This window comes from Halomonas sp. YLB-10, assembly GCF_003856855.1.
Taxonomy (GTDB): Bacteria; Pseudomonadota; Gammaproteobacteria; order Pseudomonadales; family Halomonadaceae; genus Halomonas; species Halomonas litopenaei.
In genome coordinates, this window is the sequence record NZ_RRCU01000002.1 from 215562 (window position 1) to 231590 (window position 16029).

Genomic DNA, 16029 nt, shown 5'->3' on the forward strand with positions numbered 1-16029 from the left:
ATTGACGCCACGATCCTCCCCGGCCAAGAATCAGTGATATACCCCTTCACCTACTCCGGAGTTTCCCCATGGCCGTCAGCGATCCCTTCCATCTTGCCATTCAGGTCCGTGATATCGACGAGGCCCGCGAGTTCTATGGCAACTTTCTCGGCTGCCCCGAAGGCCGCAGCTCCGAGTCCTGGGTCGACTTCGACCTCTACGGCCATCAGTTCGTCTGCCACCTGAACCCCGGTCTCAAGGACGCCGCCGACGCTGCCCACAAGAACCCGGTGGACGGCCACGGTGTGCCGGTGCCGCACTTCGGCGTGGTACTGGAAATGGACGCCTGGGAGGCCCTGGCCGAGAAGCTCAAGTCCCATGGCGTCAAGTTCGAGATCGAACCCTACATCCGCTTCAAGGGCGAGCCCGGCGAGCAGGCCACCATGTTCTTCAAGGACCCGTCCGGCAACGCACTGGAGTTCAAGGCGTTCAAGGATCGCGAAAGCCAGCTGTTCAAGAAGGCCTGAGAGCCCAGCGGCATCGGCAAGGCGGCTTGATCTTCAACGCCATCCTGCCCGATGCTGCATAGTCAGACTGATACCTCCATCACGACACGTCGTTTTCACAGCCACGTTTCTACAACAACAAGGTAGGCATCATGACTCGATACTCCTCCCTGGGGCTGGCCGTTGCCGTGGCCACACTCTCCACCGCCACTGCGGTCAGCAGCGCCCAGGCCGCCGAATGGAATCTGGCGACGCCCTATGGGGATGCCAGCTTCCACACCGAGAACACCAAGCAGTTTGCCGAGGACGTGCGCGAAGCCACCGATGGCGAGCTCGACATCACCGTGCACTCCGGCGGTTCGCTGATCAGCCACGGCGAGATCAAGCCATCGGTGCGCCGCGGTACCGTCCAGGCCGGCGAGATCTTCATGTCGATCCTGTCCAACGAGTCGCCGGTGTTCGAGCTGGACACCCTGCCGGGGCTCGCCGGCAGCTACGACGAGGCCTGGGAGCTGTGGCAGGCGAGCAAGCCGGTGATCGAGGAGCTGTTCGCCGAGCAGGGCATGAAGCCGCTGTACGCGGTGCCCTGGCCGTCACAGGGTATCTACACCGACTTCGAGTTGAATGACCCCGCCCAGTTCGAGGGGCTCAGGGTAAGAGCGCCCAACATCAATACCCAGCGCCTGACCGAGAACCTCGGCGGCCTGCCCACCGAGACCGAGGAGTCGGACATCCCCACCGCCTTCTCCACCGGCCGGGTCGACGCCATGATCACCTCGGTGTCCACCGGCGAGTCGATGGCTGCCTGGGACTATGTCTCCCACTTCTCCGACGCCAACCTGTGGATTCCGAAGAACATCATCTTCGTCAATCAGAAGGCCTTCGATCGCCTGGATGAGGCGACCCAGCAAGCACTGATGGAAGCGGCGGCCGAGGCCGAAGAGCGCGGCTGGGAGGCCAGCAAGGCCGATATGGAAGGCAGCGCCCAGGCCCTGGAGGAAAACGGCATCACCATTGGCGAGCCCAACGAGGCGGTGGCCGGAGCCCTTTCCGAGGCCGGTGACAAGCTCTTCCAGGACTGGGAGAGCCGCGCCGATGACCGGGCCAAGGCGCTGATCGAGGACTACCGCGCCAATACCGAATAGCGCTCGGGACGAGCGGTGAGGGGTGTCCTCGCCGCTCGTTCGTTGTCCCGTTCACGGCCTGTCTTTCGCAACACGCCACGTCGCGGCGCCGTGCAAGAAAGGTGCGGTCAACGACTCACGGACAACGTATCGCTCCACTGACGCCAAGGATCGCCCATGAAGTTTCGCCTGATGCCGCTTTACCGCCTTGGTGGGCTAGGTGCGGCCGCCTCCATGGTCGCCATCTGCGGCCTGATCACCATCCAGGTGCTGTTTCGCCTGCTGGATGCCCTGCTGGTGCTGTTCGGCGGCGCGCGTCTTGGCCTCGAGATCACCGGGGTGTCGGAACTGGCGTCCTTCCTGCTGGTGGGCGCGACCTTTCTCGGCATGGCCTACACCTTCAGCCACCACGCCCACATCCGCATGTCGCTGGTGATCCAGCGTCTGCCGGCGGCGGTGCGCGCCTTCACCGAACTGTTCTGCCTGGCGGTGGCTTCGGCGCTCAACGCGCTGTTGTGCGTATCGCTGTGGCAACTGATGCACGAGAGCCTCGAGTTCGACGACGTCTCCTCGGGACTGCTCGCCGTTCCGCTTTGGATTCCCCAGCTGGCGTTGCTGGTCGGCATGGCGCTGATGAGCCTGGCCCTGGCCGAAGCGCTGATCTACACCGCCAGACAGGCGCTGACGGCGCCGCGCCGTTTCGAGGCCCCGGACGAGGAGCCCAGCCATGACTGACCCGAGAAACCTCGTTCGCCTGCTGCGCCTGTCTCGCCAGGAGGGCTTGCCGAGATGCTGACGATCAGTCTGGTCACCCTGCTGGCGCTGGCGGTACTGCTCGGCAGCGGCGTGTGGATCGCCTACGCCCTGCTCGGCACCGGCTTTATCGTGCTTACGCTGTTCTTTCCGCTGGAGCCCGGCCCGATCCTGGCCTCGGACTTCTGGGGCGCCAGTTACGGCTGGGACCTGACCGCGCTGCCGATGTTTGTGTGGATGGGCGAGATCCTGTTTCGCTCGGGGCTCGCCAACAACATGTTCCAGGCGCTGTCGCCCTGGCTCGGGCGTATTCCCGGACGCCTGTTGCATTCCAACATCATCGGCAGCGGGCTGTTTGCCGCGGTCTGCGGCTCCTCGGCGGCGACCTGCGCCACCGTCGGCAAGATGACCCTGCCGGAGCTTGAAAAGCGCGGCTACGACAACGACCTGGCCATCGGCACCCTGGCCAGCGCCTCGACCCTGGGGCTGTTGATTCCCCCATCGATCATGATGATCGTCTACGGCGTGGTCACCGAGCAGTCGATCTCGCGGCTGTTCATCGCCGGCGTCGGGCCGGGACTGATGCTGCTGGGTCTGTTCATGACCTACGTGATCGGCTGGTCGCTGCTGGTGGGCAATCGTCGTGGCGCGGTGGGCAAGCGCGACAGCGACATGCCGCTGCGCCAGAAGCTGTCGGGAAGCCTGCAACTGCTGCCGCTGCTGGCGCTGATCGGCGGCATCCTCGGCAGCATCTACGGCGGGCTTGCCTCGCCTACCGAGGCCGCCGCCTCGGGGGTCGTGCTGTCGATGCTGATCGCTCGAGCCAACGGCCACTTCAACGCCACGATCTTCAAAGACGCCCTGTTCGCCGCGGTGCGCACCTCCTGCATGATCGCCTTCATCATCGCCGGGGCCTCGTTTCTGTCCTCGGCCATGAGCTTCACCCAGCTGCCCATGGACCTGGCCGAGAAGATCGGCGCCATGGGTCTGTCACCGGCCTGGCTGCTGGTGGTGCTGACCCTGTTCTTGCTGGTGCTGGGCTGCTTTCTCGACGGTATCTCGCTGATCCTTCTGGTGACCTCGATCATCATGCCGGTGATCGAGACCGCCGGCTTCGATCTGATCTGGTTCGGCATCTACCTGGTCATCGTGGTCGAGATGTCGCAGATCACCCCGCCGGTGGGCTTCAACCTGTTCGTGATCCAGGGCCTGACTGGGCGCGACATCATGTCGATCACCCGCGCCACGCTACCCTTCTTCCTGCTGATGATCGTGGCCATCGTGCTGATGAGCCTGTTCCCGGGCATCGCCACCTATCTGCCACAGGCGATGAGCGGCTGAGGAATGGGGCCATCCAAGGCTTTCTGTCTACGCAAAGCGCTCCACCAGAAAGTCGATCAGCACGCGAACGCGTCTGGGCAGCAGGGTCGTGGCCGGCCGCACGATGGACACTGTCGTCGCCGGCTCGCTGGCGACGACGTCATCGAGCAGGCGTTCGAGCCGGCCCGCCTGGAGATCCTCGTCGACCATGTACGCGGGCAGGCAGGCGATGCCTCGCCCTTGCAGACAGGCGGCGTGCAGTGTCTCCAGCGAATTGGAAAGAAACCCGGGTTGCGGGAGCCTGCTGTCCTTGATTCCCCACATGACGGCGCCCCGGCCCTGATGCAGGAACAGCCCCACATGCCGGGGCAACTCATCTTCCGCCAGCGGCCTGCCGTGGCGAGCCAGGTAGGCAGTTGCGGCGCAGATCAGCCGGGGATGCGCCACCAAGGGCCGAGCGATCAGGCTCGAATCGTCAAGCGTGGCGCTGCGAATCGCCAGGTCCATACGCTCGTGCACCAGATCGACCATCGCGTCGGTCAACGTCAGGTCGATCTCCACCGCCGGATAGCGCTCCATGAACGCCAGCAGCAGCGGCATCAACCGCTGCTTGCCCAGCGCCGTGGGCGACGTGAGGCGAATACGCCCGCGCAGCTCACTGCGGCCTTCGGCGATACCCTGTTCCACCTGGGAAAGCCGCTCCAGCAGCCCCCGGGTCTCGCTGGCGAAGGTCTCTCCCGCTTCGGTCAGGCTCATTTGTCGCGTGGAGCGCAGGATCAGGGGGACACCCAGCCGCTGTTCCAGCCGGCTGATGCGCTTGCTTACGGCCGAGTGGGTGACGCCCAACTGGCGGGCGGCCCCTGAAAAAGTGCCGGCGTCGATGACGGCATGGAAGACGGAAAGTTCGCTGACAGTATCCATCTGTTCCTTATAGTCACAAGTCCTGTGCCTCGACAAGGGATTATCGCTGCCCCGGCGGCGTGCCAGGATGGCGGCTCCTGCTCAGGTGCCGTTCTACCGTTCCCTTTTCCCTTCCCATCGACGCTCGGAGTTTGCCCATGATCCCTTCCTGCGACACCGCGCACGACGACAACGACATCGGTCCGCTGTTCTCGCCGCTGACGCTGCCCTGCGGCCTGGTGCTGAAAAACCGCATCGCCAAGGCGGCCATGTCGGACTCACTCGGCGATGGCACCGGTCACCCTACCGAAGCCCAGGGCCGGCTCTACGAGCGCTGGGCCCAGGGCGGAGTCGCCCTGTCGCTGATCGGCGAGGTACAGGGCAGGCCCGATGTGGCCGAGAAGCCCGGTAATCTAGTCTTGAACGAGCACTCGGATCTGACGGCCTTCGAGCGACTGGCACAACGTGGCAATCAGCATGGCAGCGGCCTGTGGCTGCAGCTCGGTCACGCCGGAGCGCTGGCCTATCCGCCGACCAGTGTCGCTAGGGGCCCCAGCGCCCTCGACCTGCCGGGTCTACGCTGCGCGGCCTTGAGCCCAGACGAGATCCACGCCCTGCCCGATCAGTTTGCACGCACTGGCCAGGGCGGCAGGCTTCGCCGGCGTGCAGGTCCACGCCGCCCACGGTTTCCTGCTCAGCCAGTTTCTTTCCCCGCTGTTCAACCGACGCGACGATGCCTACGGTGGCTCGATCACGGGACGCCGACGCCTGCTGCTCGAGGTGATCCAGGCGGTACGCGATGCCGTGGGGCCGGCGTTTCCGGTGGCGGTCAAGCTCAACGCCAGCGACCAGCTCGAAGGCGGGCTCGACCAGGAGGATGCGCTCGAGGTGGTGAAGTCGCTGGACAGCCAGCCCATCGACCTGATTGATATCAGCGGTGGCACCTACTTTCCCGGCGCCCGTTCTGCCTCAGACACGGGCACGGCGGCTGGCAGCCCCTACTTTCTGGCGTTTGCACGTCGGGCTCGCCGACACACGACGCTGCCGCTGATGCTGACCGGAGGCTTCAAGACACTGTCCCAGGCACGCAGCGCGGTGGATGAAGGGAGCGTGGATATCGTCGGACTGGCCCGGGCCCTGGCCATCGAGCCCGAGCTGCCCCGCCACTGGCAGCAAGGTCAGAGCGCGGGCCCGACCTTCCCACGCTTCGACACCCCGCCCGAGGGCGGCATCACCGCCTGGTACACCATGCGCCTGACGCAATTGGCCGAGGATCGCGACGACGAGTCGCCGGGATCCCTCGAGCAGGCGCTGACTGACTACGAGGCCCGCGACCAGACCCGCACGCTAGCCTGGTGTCGCCACTTCTATTCGACCCCGGGTTGATGCTGCGTCGTGCCCCAAAGCCCCTGAACGCTTCCTCGGCCCTCGCGCTCAGGCCTGGTGGCGCTGCCTGAGCGTCTCGATCACCTCTCCCAGACGACGCCTGGCCTCGCCGTCTGGCTGCTCGGCGACCAGATCATCCAGCACCTGAACCACGTCGGCGTCACGGCGAGCCCGCGCCGCCTTGCCAGTCTTGTCGCCCGCGTCGTTTGCCAGCAAGGCGCAGATCACCCGGTCCAGAGTGCCGAACAGAAAATCGATGCTGTAGCCGGCGAGAAAGCCCAGGGCGGCGCCGCTCAGCGCCACCTGTGCGCCCTGATCGGTGGGAATCTGGGAGACGAACAACACGATGGCGCCACCGGAGAGCGTGCCCAGCACGATGCGATTGACATGCTCGCCGATCCGCGCGGGATCGAAGGTACGACTGTACAGCCGGGTCGCGGTCACCCGCAGCACAAAGGCAAAGGCCCCGAGGGCACCATAAAGAAAGGGCTCGGTGTGGCGAAGTCCCTCGTAGATAAAGTCGAGCGCGGTATTCCAGTGGGTCCAGTCGAGCCCAGAGGACGGCCGGCCCGTATCGATGGCGTACATCAGCACGTTGGAGCCGATCACCGCCATCACCACCGCCCCGGTCCACCACCAAAGGCGAATCAAGTACTTGCCGGTGCGGCTGTCGCGCATTCGACCATCGCTGTCCGGGCGCGTGGCCGCCAGGGTACGTGGCGAGATACCTGGGTAGAGCCGAGACAGCCGCCGGTAGCAATCCACCACGCCGGCCAGTTCTTCGGTGGTCAACAGCTCCTTGCGATCGGTCTTTTCCTTGGCCACGAAGTAGGCGGTCAGGTCGATCTCCGGCGGGTAACCTTCGAACTCCTGGGCGTAGTCCAGCAGCGCCGTGGTGTCGTCGAGCAACTTGCGGATACGCTCTCCGCAGCCATCTTCACTGCCGTTGCCGTTGCCGTTGCCGTTGCCGTTGCCGTTGCCGTTGCCGTTGCCGTTGCCGTTAACATTGTCACTATCGCTGCCGCCGTCGGCATCATCGCCCCTGCGATCGCGACGAGGCCCCTCCTGCTCTGAACTGCTCATCGACAGTGTCCTCCCTCGCTTGCCTGGGTGCGCTCGTCCACCACACAGATCAGGCCGTTGATGGTGTAGCTCTCGCCATCGGTATGAACGACGATGTGGCGATTCTCGACGTAAGCCCCCAGGTAGCTTCCACCTTCGCCCTGGCGCGTCTGGAACAGCAGCGGTGCCGGGCTGAGCTTGGCCAGGCGATCCAGCGGAGCCTGACGTGGCAGGCGATAGCGCAGGTTCACTCCGCCATCGCCGACGCTGAGCACCGCCACCTCGGGTCTCAGCGTCTGCACAAAGGTGTCGCTGGTGCTGGTGTCGGAACCGTGGTGATTCAGCTTGAGCACGTCGACGTTGCCCACCTGTGCGGCGACGAAGGCCTCCATGGGTACGCTGCGAGCGCCGCCACCGGTGAGGTCGCCGCCGGTGAAGTAGCGAAAGCGCCCGTGCTCGATGATCAGTGCCACGCTGCGGGCGTTTTCACGCCGTGGATGAAGTGACTGCTCACCGACCTCGCAGAAACCGATATCCCCGGCAAGGTGCCGGCCGCCGGCGGCGGCCACCTGGATACGGGTGTCGGCGCCCAGTCGCAGCTGGGGATGATCGGGACGACAGTCGGGGATAAGCTCGACCAGCCGCGCCCCCACCGCCCGGGCCGCCGCCAGGTACTCGCCGTACTGGGTGTCGCGGCCGGTGGGAGACAGCACCTCGGGCTTGATACCGGGTCGCTCCAGCACCGTCTCGACGGTGACGCCCGCCTCGATGAGTTCATCGAAGCCACCGATATGGTCGGCGTCATAGTGGCTGGCGAGAAAATAGTCGAGTCGATCGATCCCCAGCGCGATCAGGGCCGGCGCCACCACCCTGCGGCCATGACCGCGATTTCCCGCATCGATCAACAGACTCTGACCGCTGCCGGTATCCACTACCAGGGTGGCGTCGCCCATGCCCACGTCGAGGTGCAGGATGCGCAAGTCGGCAAGGGCCGGCGTCGTTGCCAGGCAACCCAGCAGCAGAGCGGCCCGGACCAGGGCTCTCGGTCGCCAAGCCACCAGTAAACAAGCCGCCAGTAAACAAGACGCCGACACTCGCAGGGCGCGCATCGCCAAGGCGGGTGCAGCTATGCCCTGTACAACAAAGCCCGGTACAACAAAGCCCGGTACGACAAAGCCCGACAGCAGACGATGGAACGCCCGGCGACGGACCCCACCCCCGAGCAGTACGCGGCTCATCCTTCACGCCTCATGCAGCATAGGAAGTTACTACTTACTTACCCTAGACTGCACGGGCGGCGCTGGCGAGCCGTATCCTGCACACCGGGGTCGGTTCCGGGACCGAATCCGGGGCCAGTTCCGGGGTGATCCGAGCCAGCAGCCGAGCCCCACGCATCGCGCCAGGTCAGGGCGACGTGGCTGCCACCGTCGCCGCCTCGCCGGTCTGCACCTGCCACTGGGCGGCGTAGCGCCCGCCCCGGGCGATCAACTCGGCGTGGTCTCCACGCTCGACCACCTGCCCCCGCTCCATCACCACGATCTGGTCGGCGTGGACGATGGTCGAGAGCCGGTGGGCGATCATGATCACGGTACGCTCACCGCCGATACGCGACAGCGAGCGCTGAATCGCCGCCTCGGTCTCGTTGTCCACCGCACTGGTGGCCTCATCCAGCACCAGCACCGGGGGATCCTTGAGCAGCGCCCGGGCCAGCGACAGACGCTGGCGCTGCCCGCCGGACAGACGCACGCCGCGCTCGCCGACACGGGTATCGAGGCCGTCCGGCAGACGCTCGATAAACTCCCAGGCTTCGGCGGTGCGTGCCGCTGCGATGACCTCCTCATCACTGGCCTCGGGACGAGCGTAGGCGATGTTGTCACGCACGCTGCCCTCGAACAGGTAGACGTCCTGGCTGACCAGGCCGATGGCGTCGCGCAGCGCCCCTTGGCGAAGCTCCGCCACCGGGACGGCGTCGAGCTCGACCCGCCCCTGGTCGGGGTCGTGAAAGCGCAACAGCAGCTTGATCAGGGTCGACTTGCCGGAGCCGGTGGGCCCGACCAGCGCCAGGGTGCTGCCGGCGGGTACCGCCAGGTCCACGGCGTCGATGCCGGCGCCGCTGCCCGGGTAGTGAAAGCTCACTTCTGAAAAGCGCACCTCGCCACGCACCGGCGTCTCGAGCTCACGGCGTCCATCGTCGCGCACCCGGATCGGGGTAGCGATCAGATCGAGGATGCGCCGGGTGCTGGCCATGGCCCGCTCGAACAGGTCGATGACCTGGGCCAGTCCGGTCAGCGGCCACAGCAGCCGCTGGGTCAGGAACACAAGCACGCCGTAGGCGCCGACGTTGAGCTCACCGGACAGCGCCTGCATGCCGCCGACGATGAAGGTGGCCAGAAACCCGGTGAGGATCGCCATGCGGATCACCGGAATAAAGGCCGAGCTGATACGAATGGCACGGCTGTTGGCGTCCACGTAGGCCTCGCTGTCGGCCTTCAGCCGAGCCGCCTCGCGGGCCTCTGCGGTAAAGCTCTTGATGGTGGCCATGCCCTGAATATTGTTGGACAGCCGGCTGGACAGCACCCCGACCTTCTCACGCACGTCGGCATAGAGGGGACCGGCCTTGCGCTGAAACACGAAGGCACCCCACAGGATCAACGGCACCGGGGTAAAGGCCAGCAGCGCGATCAGCGGCGACAGCACGAAGAACACCGCCCCCACCGCCACCACGGTGACGGCGACCTGGATCAGCGAGTTGGCACCGCCGTCGAGGAAGCGCTCGAGCTGGTTGACGTCGTCATTCATGGTGGCGACCAGCTCACCGGACGAGCGCGACTCGAAGAACCCCATGTCCAGGCGCTGCACGTGCTCGTAGGCGTCCTGACGCAGGTCGGCCTGCAGGCGCTGGGCAAGGTTGCGCCACAGGATCTGATAGAGGTACTCGAACAGCGACTCGCCGGCCCAGATAAAGAAGGTCAGCACCCCCAGCACAATGATCTGGGAGCTGGCCGAGACGAAGCCGAGCCCCGCCACGAAGCTCTGCTCCTGGTTGACCACCACGTCGATGGCCACTCCGATCAGGATCTCGGGGGCGATATCAAACAGCTTGTTGATCATCGAACACAGGGTGGCGGCGACGATCCGTCGACGATAACCGCGGGCGTAGCGCAACAGGCGCCCTAGTGCCTGCAGGCTGGATGAGCGGGACACGGCGTGAACTCCTTGCTGTCGCACCACAAGGGCGACGACCAATCCAGACGGCGCCCCAGCCGGGGCACCAACGAAAAGCGCCGCGGCCCTGGGGGCCGCGGCGCGGGTCTTGCGCTAGCACGGATGACGTCGAGACATCGACGTCAGGCCGGCTTCGCTCAGGCAGTGGCGGCCTGGTAGCGACGCTCGACTTCGTCCCAGTCCACCACGTTGAAGAAGGCGGCGATGTAGTCGGGACGCTTGTTCTGGTACTTCAGGTAGTAGGCGTGCTCCCACACGTCCAGACCCAGCACCGGCGTGTTGCCGTGCATCAGCGGGCTGTCCTGGTTCAGGGTGTTTTCCACCACCAGGGCACCGTCCGGAGTGACGGAGAGCCAGGCCCAGCCAGAGCCGAAGCGGCCCAGCGCGGCCTTGGTGAAGGCATCCTTGAAGGCGTCAAAGCCGCCCAGTTCCTTCTCGATGGCCTCACCGACCTTGCCCTTGGGGTCGCCACCACCGTTCGGGGACATCACGGTCCAGAACAGCGAGTGGTTGGAGTGGCCGCCGCCGTTGTTGATGACCGGCTGGCGCTTGTCTTCCGGCAGACGCTCCAGGTTGGAGATCAGCTCGTCGACCGGCAGGTCCTCGAGACCGGTGCCTTCCAGGGCGCCGTTGAGGTTGGTGACGTAGGTGTTGTGGTGACGAGAATGGTGGATCTCCATGGTCAGCGCATCAATGGAGGGTTCCAGTGCGTCGTAGGCGTAGGGCAGTTCCGGCAGAGTATGTGCCATGGTGATACCTCCTTCCTTGTCGAAATAGGGCTGGGTTCAGGGGGGATAATCGTATCCCACTCACCAGCTTACGTCATCGTGGGCCTCATACTATAGGCAAGACGCGTTCTTCTCGCTAGCGTGCTCCACGCCAAACGCATTGCCCGCCTGGCGGTGTCGGCGTCCCTGCCGCCGTTGAAGAGGCCCGATGTCGTGGACCACAGGGTGTCATCCTTTACGCCCCTTCTACAAGGGTTGATCAATAGTCTTTCAGCGCAACGCCTCCCTGACGTGCATCATTGACAATAACAAACAAATTGATAACCATTCCTATCCATTATCTTTCCTGCCCGGACCAGCCAGCCCAAGCCACCCTGCCCAAGTCACCCAGCGGAGCCGTCTTCATGTTCGATCTTCAGTCCGCTTCCTTCGCGATCCCGGGCAAGACCCTGCTGTCGCCGACCAGCCTGAGCTTCGATGCCGGCCGGGTCCACGGACTGATCGGCCACAACGGCTCCGGCAAGTCGACCCTGCTCAAGCTGATGGCTCAGCAACAGCCGGCCAGCGAGGGGCGCATCCTGTTCAACGGCCAGCCGCTCGAAGCCTGGGGTCGCCGCGCCTTCGCCCGCGAAGTGGCCTATCTGCCGCAACACCTGCCCAGTGCCGAAAGCCTGACCTGTCGCGAGCTGATCGCCTTTGGTCGTTACCCCTGGAAGGGGCTCCTGGGTCGCTCGCGGCGCGACGATCACGAACACGTGGCCCGAGCCATGGCGCTGACCCACACCGAGGGCTTTGCCGATCGCCTGGTGGACACCCTGTCCGGCGGCGAACGTACCCGGGTGTGGCTGGCCATGCTGCTGGCCCAGGGCAGCCGCCTGCTGCTGCTCGACGAGCCACTGGCGGCGCTGGATATCGCCCATCAGGTGGAAGTGATGACCCTGGTACGCAAGCTGTCGCGGGAGCTCGACCTGGGCGTGGTCATCGTGTTGCACGACATCAACATGGCCTCACGCTTCTGTGATCGCCTGGTCGCCCTGCACAGCGGCCGCGTCATCGCCGAAGGCGACCCGCAGACGCTGATGACCGGCGACCTGCTCGAGGACATCTACGGCGTGCCGATGCAGGTGATGCCCCATCCCTCCGGCGAACACGCGGTGGCGCTGGTGCAATGAGGTTGTCCTTGAATGTCCGCCGTGCTCTGACTGTCCGCCCTTCTCTGGTGTCCCTGGCTTCCCTGCGCTTGCGTTCCGGCCTTTTTCGCTCGGGTGGCTACCATAGCTTGGCGTGGCTGGCGCTGTCGGCCTGGCTGCTGACGTCTCCGGCCAGTGCCACGCCGCGTATCGCCAGCCTGGACTGGACCCTGGCCGAGACGCTGATCGCACTTGACGCACCACCGGTGGCGCTGGCCCAGGTCGACGACTACGAAAGCTGGGTGGGGCTCGAGGCGCCGCCAGGTGCCACCGACATCGGCCTGCGTACCCAGCCGAACCTGGAACTGCTGTCCGAACTCGACCCCGACGCCATCGTGATCTCGCCGATGTTCGCCAACCTGGCGCCGCGGCTTTCATCGATCGCCGAGGTCAAGCAGCTCGCCATGTACAGCGGCGAGGGCACCTTCTGGTCGCAGTCGCTGGCACTGACCCGACATCTCGGCGAACTGGTGGATCGCCAGAACGCCGCCGAGGCGCTGATCGAGGAGACCGAGGCCTACATCGCGGACATCGCCGCTCGGCTGCCCGAGGACACCCGCCCGCTGTTGCTGCTCCAGTTCATGGATGAACGCCACGTGCGCCTGTTCGGTGAGCACAGCCTCTACCAGGCGGTGCTGACGCGCATGGGCCTGACCAACGCCTGGCAGGGCACCACCAACGCCTGGGGCTTCAGCCTGATCGGCATCGAACAGCTGGCCAACTATCCCGAGGCCCGCATCGTGGTGGTCGAACCCTATATCGCCGGGGTCCGCGAGGCGCTGGCCGACAGTGGCCTGTGGCGCCATCTGGGCAGCGTCCAGCGCGACGACGTCGTCACCCTGCCACCGGTGTGGAGCTTCGGTGCCCTGCCCTCGGCCAGGCGCTTTGCCACCCTGCTGGGCGACGCCCTCTCCAGCAACATGCCAGATACCCGCGCTCCCGATACCCACACTCCCGACACCAGCGCTTCCGATACCAGCGCTCTCGACACCAGCGCCCTCGACATCAACGAACAGGCCACCACACCGGATCAGGCACAAGGAAATACCGATGCTCGCCGCTGAATCCCGCGCCCGCCGTACCACTGCGCTGGGCATCACCGGCCTGGTGCTGGCGGTGGCCTGCATGCTGGCCGCCTTCTACTCCCTGGCCGAGCTGGGCGGCCCCCTGGCGGCGCTTGCTGCCCTGACCGATTCGGGGGCGCTCGGCGCCAATGAACCGCCAGACCCGGAGTCGCTGGTGCTGCACTATAGCTGGTGGCCGCGCCTGGTGATGTCGCTGAGCGCCGGCGGCGCCCTGGGGCTGGCCGGGGTGCTGATGCAGCAGGTGTTGCGCAATCCACTGGCCGCCCCCACCACCCTGGGGGTGGCCAGCGGTGCCAACCTGGCACTGATGGTCGCCACCCTGATGGCGCCTGGCCTGCTGGTGCTGGGCCGCGAGTGGGTGGCGCTGGCCGGCGGAGGCCTGGCCATGGGGCTGGTGTTCGCCCTCGGCTGGCGCCGTGGCCTGTCACCCGGCGTCGTGGTACTCGGCGGCCTGGTGGTCAACCTCTACTTCGGCGCCCTGGCGGTGGTGCTGTTGCTGTTCAACCAGGAGGCGCTCAAGGGCGTGCTGGTGTGGGGCGCCGGCTCACTGGCCCAGAACGGCTGGGACGGCGTGCTTTACCTGTTGCCACGTCTGGTGATCGCCGGCGCTCTTGCCATCTGGCTGCTGCGCCCGCTGGCGCTGCTGGAGCTGGACGATGCCAGCGCACGCAGCCTCGGCGTCTCGCTCAAATGGCTGCGCCTGGGCGGGCTGGGTCTCGCGGTCTTCATCACCGGCTGTGTGGTGGCGGTGGTCGGCATCATCGGCTTTATCGGCCTGGCGGCGCCCAATATCGCGCGCATGGCCGGTGCCCGGCGTCTGCCGGCGCGGCTGGGCTGGTCGATCGCGTTCGGCGCGCTGCTGCTGGCGATCACCGACCTGGTCCTCCAGGGCGGCGTCGACGCCCTGCCTACCCTGCTGCCCACCGGGGCGACCACCGCCGCCCTGGGGGCACCGCTGCTGCTATGGCTGATCCCGCGCCTGCGCCTGACCGCCCGGCGTCCGCCGCCCAGTTCGAACCCGCAGGCCCTGCGTGCCGAGGCACCCGGGCGCCTGCTGCTGGTGCTCGCCGTGCTGCTGGCGCTGGCGACCCTGGTCGGCATTCTGATCGGCCAGTCCAGCAGCGGCTGGGCATTGAGCCTTCACAGCGACGTTCTCGACTGGCGCTGGCCGCGCATCTTCGCCGCCGCCGGCAGCGGCGCCCTGCTGGCCATCGCCGGCACCCTGATCCAGCGGGTCACCGCCAATCCCATGGCGAGCCCGGAACTGCTGGGCATCAGCGGTGGTGCGGCGATTGCGCTGATTCTCACCATCTTCCTGGTGCCAGCGCCGAGCAACCTGACGCTGGTGGGCGCCGGCACCGTCGGTGCGCTGGTCGTGCTCGGCGTGCTGGTGGCGCTCAATCGCGCCAGCGGCTTCCAGCCAGAACGCCTGCTGCTCAGCGGCGTGGCCATCACTGCGCTGTTCGACGCGGTGCGCTCGATCGTGCTGGCCGGCGGCGACCCACGTGGCCAGCAGGTCATCGCCTGGCTGTCAGGGTCGACCTACTACGTCGACCCGGTCTCGGCGCTGGTGGTACTGGGTATCGGGGCGCTGGCCGCCGTCGCCGCTCAGGCGCTGACTCGCTGGCTGGATATCCTGCCGCTGGGCGCTGCCACCGCCAAGGCGCTCGGGATCCACGTCGAGCGCGCCCGCCTGGGCCTGCTGGCGACGGTGGCGATACTGACCGCGGTGGCCACCCTGATCGTCGGTCCGTTGTCCTTTGTCGGCCTGCTGGCGCCTCATATGGCACGTCTGTTGGGGCTGTCCCGGGCACGCGCGCACCTGGCCGGGGCGGCGCTGATCGGGGCGCTGCTGATGGTGCTGGCCGACTGGGTCGGCCGCCAGTTGCTGTTTCCCCAAGAGATCCCGGCAGGCCTGGTCGCCTCGCTGATCGGCGGCAGCTACTTCATGTGGGGGCTGCGAAAGTTGTAAGCTAAAGGCGTCTTCGGTGACAAAGCCGCTCCGCCAACGAGGGAATCCCGATGCACGACAGCCTGCCCCTGCTCCGTCCTTCCCTCGCCCGTCTGGCCCTCGGCGGTAGCTGCTACTGGTGCCTGGAGGCGGTCTATCAGTCGCTGCGCGGGGTCGAATCCGTCCACCAGGGCTGGGTCGCCGCCGACGGCGAGCACTCGGACTTTCATGAAGCCGTAGTGGTGGACTATGACCCCTCTCGCCTGCCCCTCGACGTGCTGATCGAGATCCACCTTTACACCCACCGGGCCACCGCAGACCACCAGCGCCGCGACCGCTATCGCTCTGCGGTCTATGTGCTGACCGAGTCTCAGGCAGCTTCTGCTCGAGACACCCTGGCCCAGTTGCAGGATGACTTCGACGCGCCCCTGCTCACCCGAGTACTGCCGCTGGTGGACTTTCGCGCCTCGAAGGAGGACTACCAGGACTACTTCTACAGCGACCCGTCGCGGCCCTTCTGCGAACGCTGGATCACCCCCAAGCTAAAACTGTTGCTCGAGCGCTTCGGCGACGTCGCCGACGGCGAGCGCCTGGCCCGGGCCGGGGTAACGGCGGAGGGCGGCCAGGGCCAGAGCTAGAGAGCTAGAGAGATAGAAAGATAGAGAGATATGGCTATAGAAAGACAGGAATAGCGATAACACTCGGACCGCCTAGGCCCGCTGTTCTTCCACCGGCAGCCTTCACACCAAGACGCCCGACCGGGAAAACCCGGTCGGGCGTCTTTGCATCGACCTTGTCGATCGAACTCTTTCGGCCTTTT

Annotated in this window: 14 protein-coding genes and 1 pseudogene; 10 read left to right on the plus strand and 5 right to left on the minus strand. The window is 66.0% G+C overall.

The genetic code is table 11. The features are described 5' to 3' along the window. Positions 1-68: 68 nt before the first annotated feature. The 4 genes from EBB56_RS04900 (at position 69) to EBB56_RS04915 (ending at position 3703) form a co-directional block, all read left to right on the plus strand. On the plus strand, positions 69-506 hold the full coding sequence (locus EBB56_RS04900) for a VOC family protein (RefSeq protein WP_045992313.1): 438 nt from the start codon (positions 69-71) through the stop codon (positions 504-506). 131 nt (positions 507-637) lie between these two features. Then, complete coding sequence (locus EBB56_RS04905; protein ID WP_124803188.1) at positions 638-1630, plus strand: TRAP transporter substrate-binding protein; 993 nt, start codon at positions 638-640, stop codon at positions 1628-1630. 156 nt (positions 1631-1786) lie between these two features. Then, the gene (locus EBB56_RS04910; RefSeq protein ID WP_108448300.1) at positions 1787-2344 is read left to right on the plus strand and encodes a TRAP transporter small permease; all 558 of its coding nucleotides are present in this window, start codon (positions 1787-1789) and stop codon (positions 2342-2344) included. Positions 2345-2398: 54 nt separating this feature from the next. Then, positions 2399-3703 (plus strand): TRAP transporter large permease, encoded by a 1305-nt coding sequence (locus EBB56_RS04915; protein WP_108448299.1) that lies wholly within the window; start codon positions 2399-2401, stop codon positions 3701-3703. Between the two features lie 27 nt (positions 3704-3730). On the opposite strand, the gene EBB56_RS04920 is transcribed toward EBB56_RS04915, so the two are convergent. Further along, positions 3731-4603, minus strand: coding sequence for a LysR family transcriptional regulator (locus tag EBB56_RS04920; protein WP_045992317.1), 873 nt, complete (start codon positions 4601-4603; stop codon positions 3731-3733). A 137-nt stretch (positions 4604-4740) separates the two neighbouring features. Between EBB56_RS04920 and EBB56_RS22305 the strand changes: the two are divergent. Both EBB56_RS22305 and EBB56_RS21980 read left to right on the plus strand, forming a co-directional pair. Next, a pseudogene (locus tag EBB56_RS22305) lies at positions 4741-5082 on the plus strand (oxidoreductase); the annotation flags it as partial. Positions 5083-5209: 127 nt separating this feature from the next. Continuing rightward, on the plus strand, positions 5210-5968 hold the full coding sequence (locus EBB56_RS21980; protein ID WP_260425292.1) for a hypothetical protein: 759 nt from the start codon (positions 5210-5212) through the stop codon (positions 5966-5968). Between the two features lie 48 nt (positions 5969-6016). Here EBB56_RS21980 and EBB56_RS04930 read toward each other — a convergent pair whose 3' ends face one another. The 4 genes from EBB56_RS04930 to EBB56_RS04945 all read right to left on the minus strand — a co-directional run bounded on the left by EBB56_RS04930 (position 6017) and on the right by EBB56_RS04945 (position 11004). Then, the gene (locus tag EBB56_RS04930) at positions 6017-7051 is read right to left on the minus strand and encodes a hypothetical protein (RefSeq protein WP_124803190.1); all 1035 of its coding nucleotides are present in this window, start codon (positions 7049-7051) and stop codon (positions 6017-6019) included. After that, entirely contained in the window at positions 7048-8268 is a 1221-nt protein-coding gene (locus EBB56_RS04935; RefSeq protein WP_124803192.1) for a ComEC/Rec2 family competence protein, read from the minus strand. Before EBB56_RS04935 ends, EBB56_RS04930 begins: the two co-directional genes overlap by 4 nt. Before the next feature lie 166 nt (positions 8269-8434). After that, the gene (locus tag EBB56_RS04940; RefSeq protein ID WP_124803194.1) at positions 8435-10234 is read right to left on the minus strand and encodes an ABC transporter ATP-binding protein; all 1800 of its coding nucleotides are present in this window, start codon (positions 10232-10234) and stop codon (positions 8435-8437) included. Positions 10235-10392: 158 nt separating this feature from the next. Next, complete coding sequence (locus EBB56_RS04945; RefSeq protein ID WP_045992322.1) at positions 10393-11004, minus strand: superoxide dismutase; 612 nt, start codon at positions 11002-11004, stop codon at positions 10393-10395. A 383-nt stretch (positions 11005-11387) separates the two neighbouring features. Between EBB56_RS04945 and EBB56_RS04950 the strand changes: the two genes are divergently transcribed. The 4 genes from EBB56_RS04950 to EBB56_RS04965 all read left to right on the plus strand — a co-directional run bounded on the left by EBB56_RS04950 (position 11388) and on the right by EBB56_RS04965 (position 15847). Next, a complete protein-coding gene (locus tag EBB56_RS04950; RefSeq protein ID WP_045992323.1) occupies positions 11388-12155 on the plus strand; it encodes an ATP-binding cassette domain-containing protein in 768 nt (255 codons plus the stop codon). A 107-nt stretch (positions 12156-12262) separates the two neighbouring features. Further along, positions 12263-13237, plus strand: a complete 975-nt coding sequence (locus EBB56_RS04955) for an iron-siderophore ABC transporter substrate-binding protein (RefSeq protein ID WP_239452531.1) — start codon at positions 12263-12265, stop codon at positions 13235-13237. Then, positions 13224-15230: a Fe(3+)-hydroxamate ABC transporter permease FhuB gene (gene fhuB / locus EBB56_RS04960; RefSeq protein ID WP_124803196.1), complete on the plus strand. Its 2007-nt coding sequence runs from the start codon at positions 13224-13226 to the stop codon at positions 15228-15230. The genes EBB56_RS04955 and fhuB overlap by 14 nt, the downstream gene beginning before the upstream one ends. Positions 15231-15280: 50 nt before the next feature. After that, positions 15281-15847 carry a peptide-methionine (S)-S-oxide reductase gene (locus EBB56_RS04965; RefSeq protein WP_124803198.1) on the plus strand — a complete coding sequence of 189 codons (567 nt, stop codon included), beginning with the start codon at positions 15281-15283 and terminating at the stop codon, positions 15845-15847. Positions 15848-16029: the final 182 nt, after the last annotated feature.

Excerpts from the sequence above, each read along its gene's own strand:
- EBB56_RS04900 (WP_045992313.1), top strand. The coding sequence starts at position 69 with ATGGCCGTCAGCGATCCCTTCCATCTTGCCATTCAGGTCCGTGATATC.
- EBB56_RS04905 (WP_124803188.1), top strand. The coding sequence starts at position 638 with ATGACTCGATACTCCTCCCTGGGGCTGGCCGTTGCCGTGGCCACACTC.
- EBB56_RS04910 (WP_108448300.1), top strand. The coding sequence starts at position 1,787 with ATGAAGTTTCGCCTGATGCCGCTTTACCGCCTTGGTGGGCTAGGTGCG.
- EBB56_RS04915 (WP_108448299.1), top strand. The coding sequence starts at position 2,399 with ATGCTGACGATCAGTCTGGTCACCCTGCTGGCGCTGGCGGTACTGCTC.
- EBB56_RS04920 (WP_045992317.1), bottom strand. The coding sequence starts at position 4,603 with ATGGATACTGTCAGCGAACTTTCCGTCTTCCATGCCGTCATCGACGCC.
- EBB56_RS04930 (WP_124803190.1), bottom strand. The coding sequence starts at position 7,051 with ATGAGCAGTTCAGAGCAGGAGGGGCCTCGTCGCGATCGCAGGGGCGAT.
- EBB56_RS04935 (WP_124803192.1), bottom strand. The coding sequence starts at position 8,268 with ATGAGCCGCGTACTGCTCGGGGGTGGGGTCCGTCGCCGGGCGTTCCAT.
- EBB56_RS04945 (WP_045992322.1), bottom strand. The coding sequence starts at position 11,004 with ATGGCACATACTCTGCCGGAACTGCCCTACGCCTACGACGCACTGGAA.
- EBB56_RS04950 (WP_045992323.1), top strand. The coding sequence starts at position 11,388 with ATGTTCGATCTTCAGTCCGCTTCCTTCGCGATCCCGGGCAAGACCCTG.
- fhuB (WP_124803196.1), top strand. The coding sequence starts at position 13,224 with ATGCTCGCCGCTGAATCCCGCGCCCGCCGTACCACTGCGCTGGGCATC.
- EBB56_RS04965 (WP_124803198.1), top strand. The coding sequence starts at position 15,281 with ATGCACGACAGCCTGCCCCTGCTCCGTCCTTCCCTCGCCCGTCTGGCC.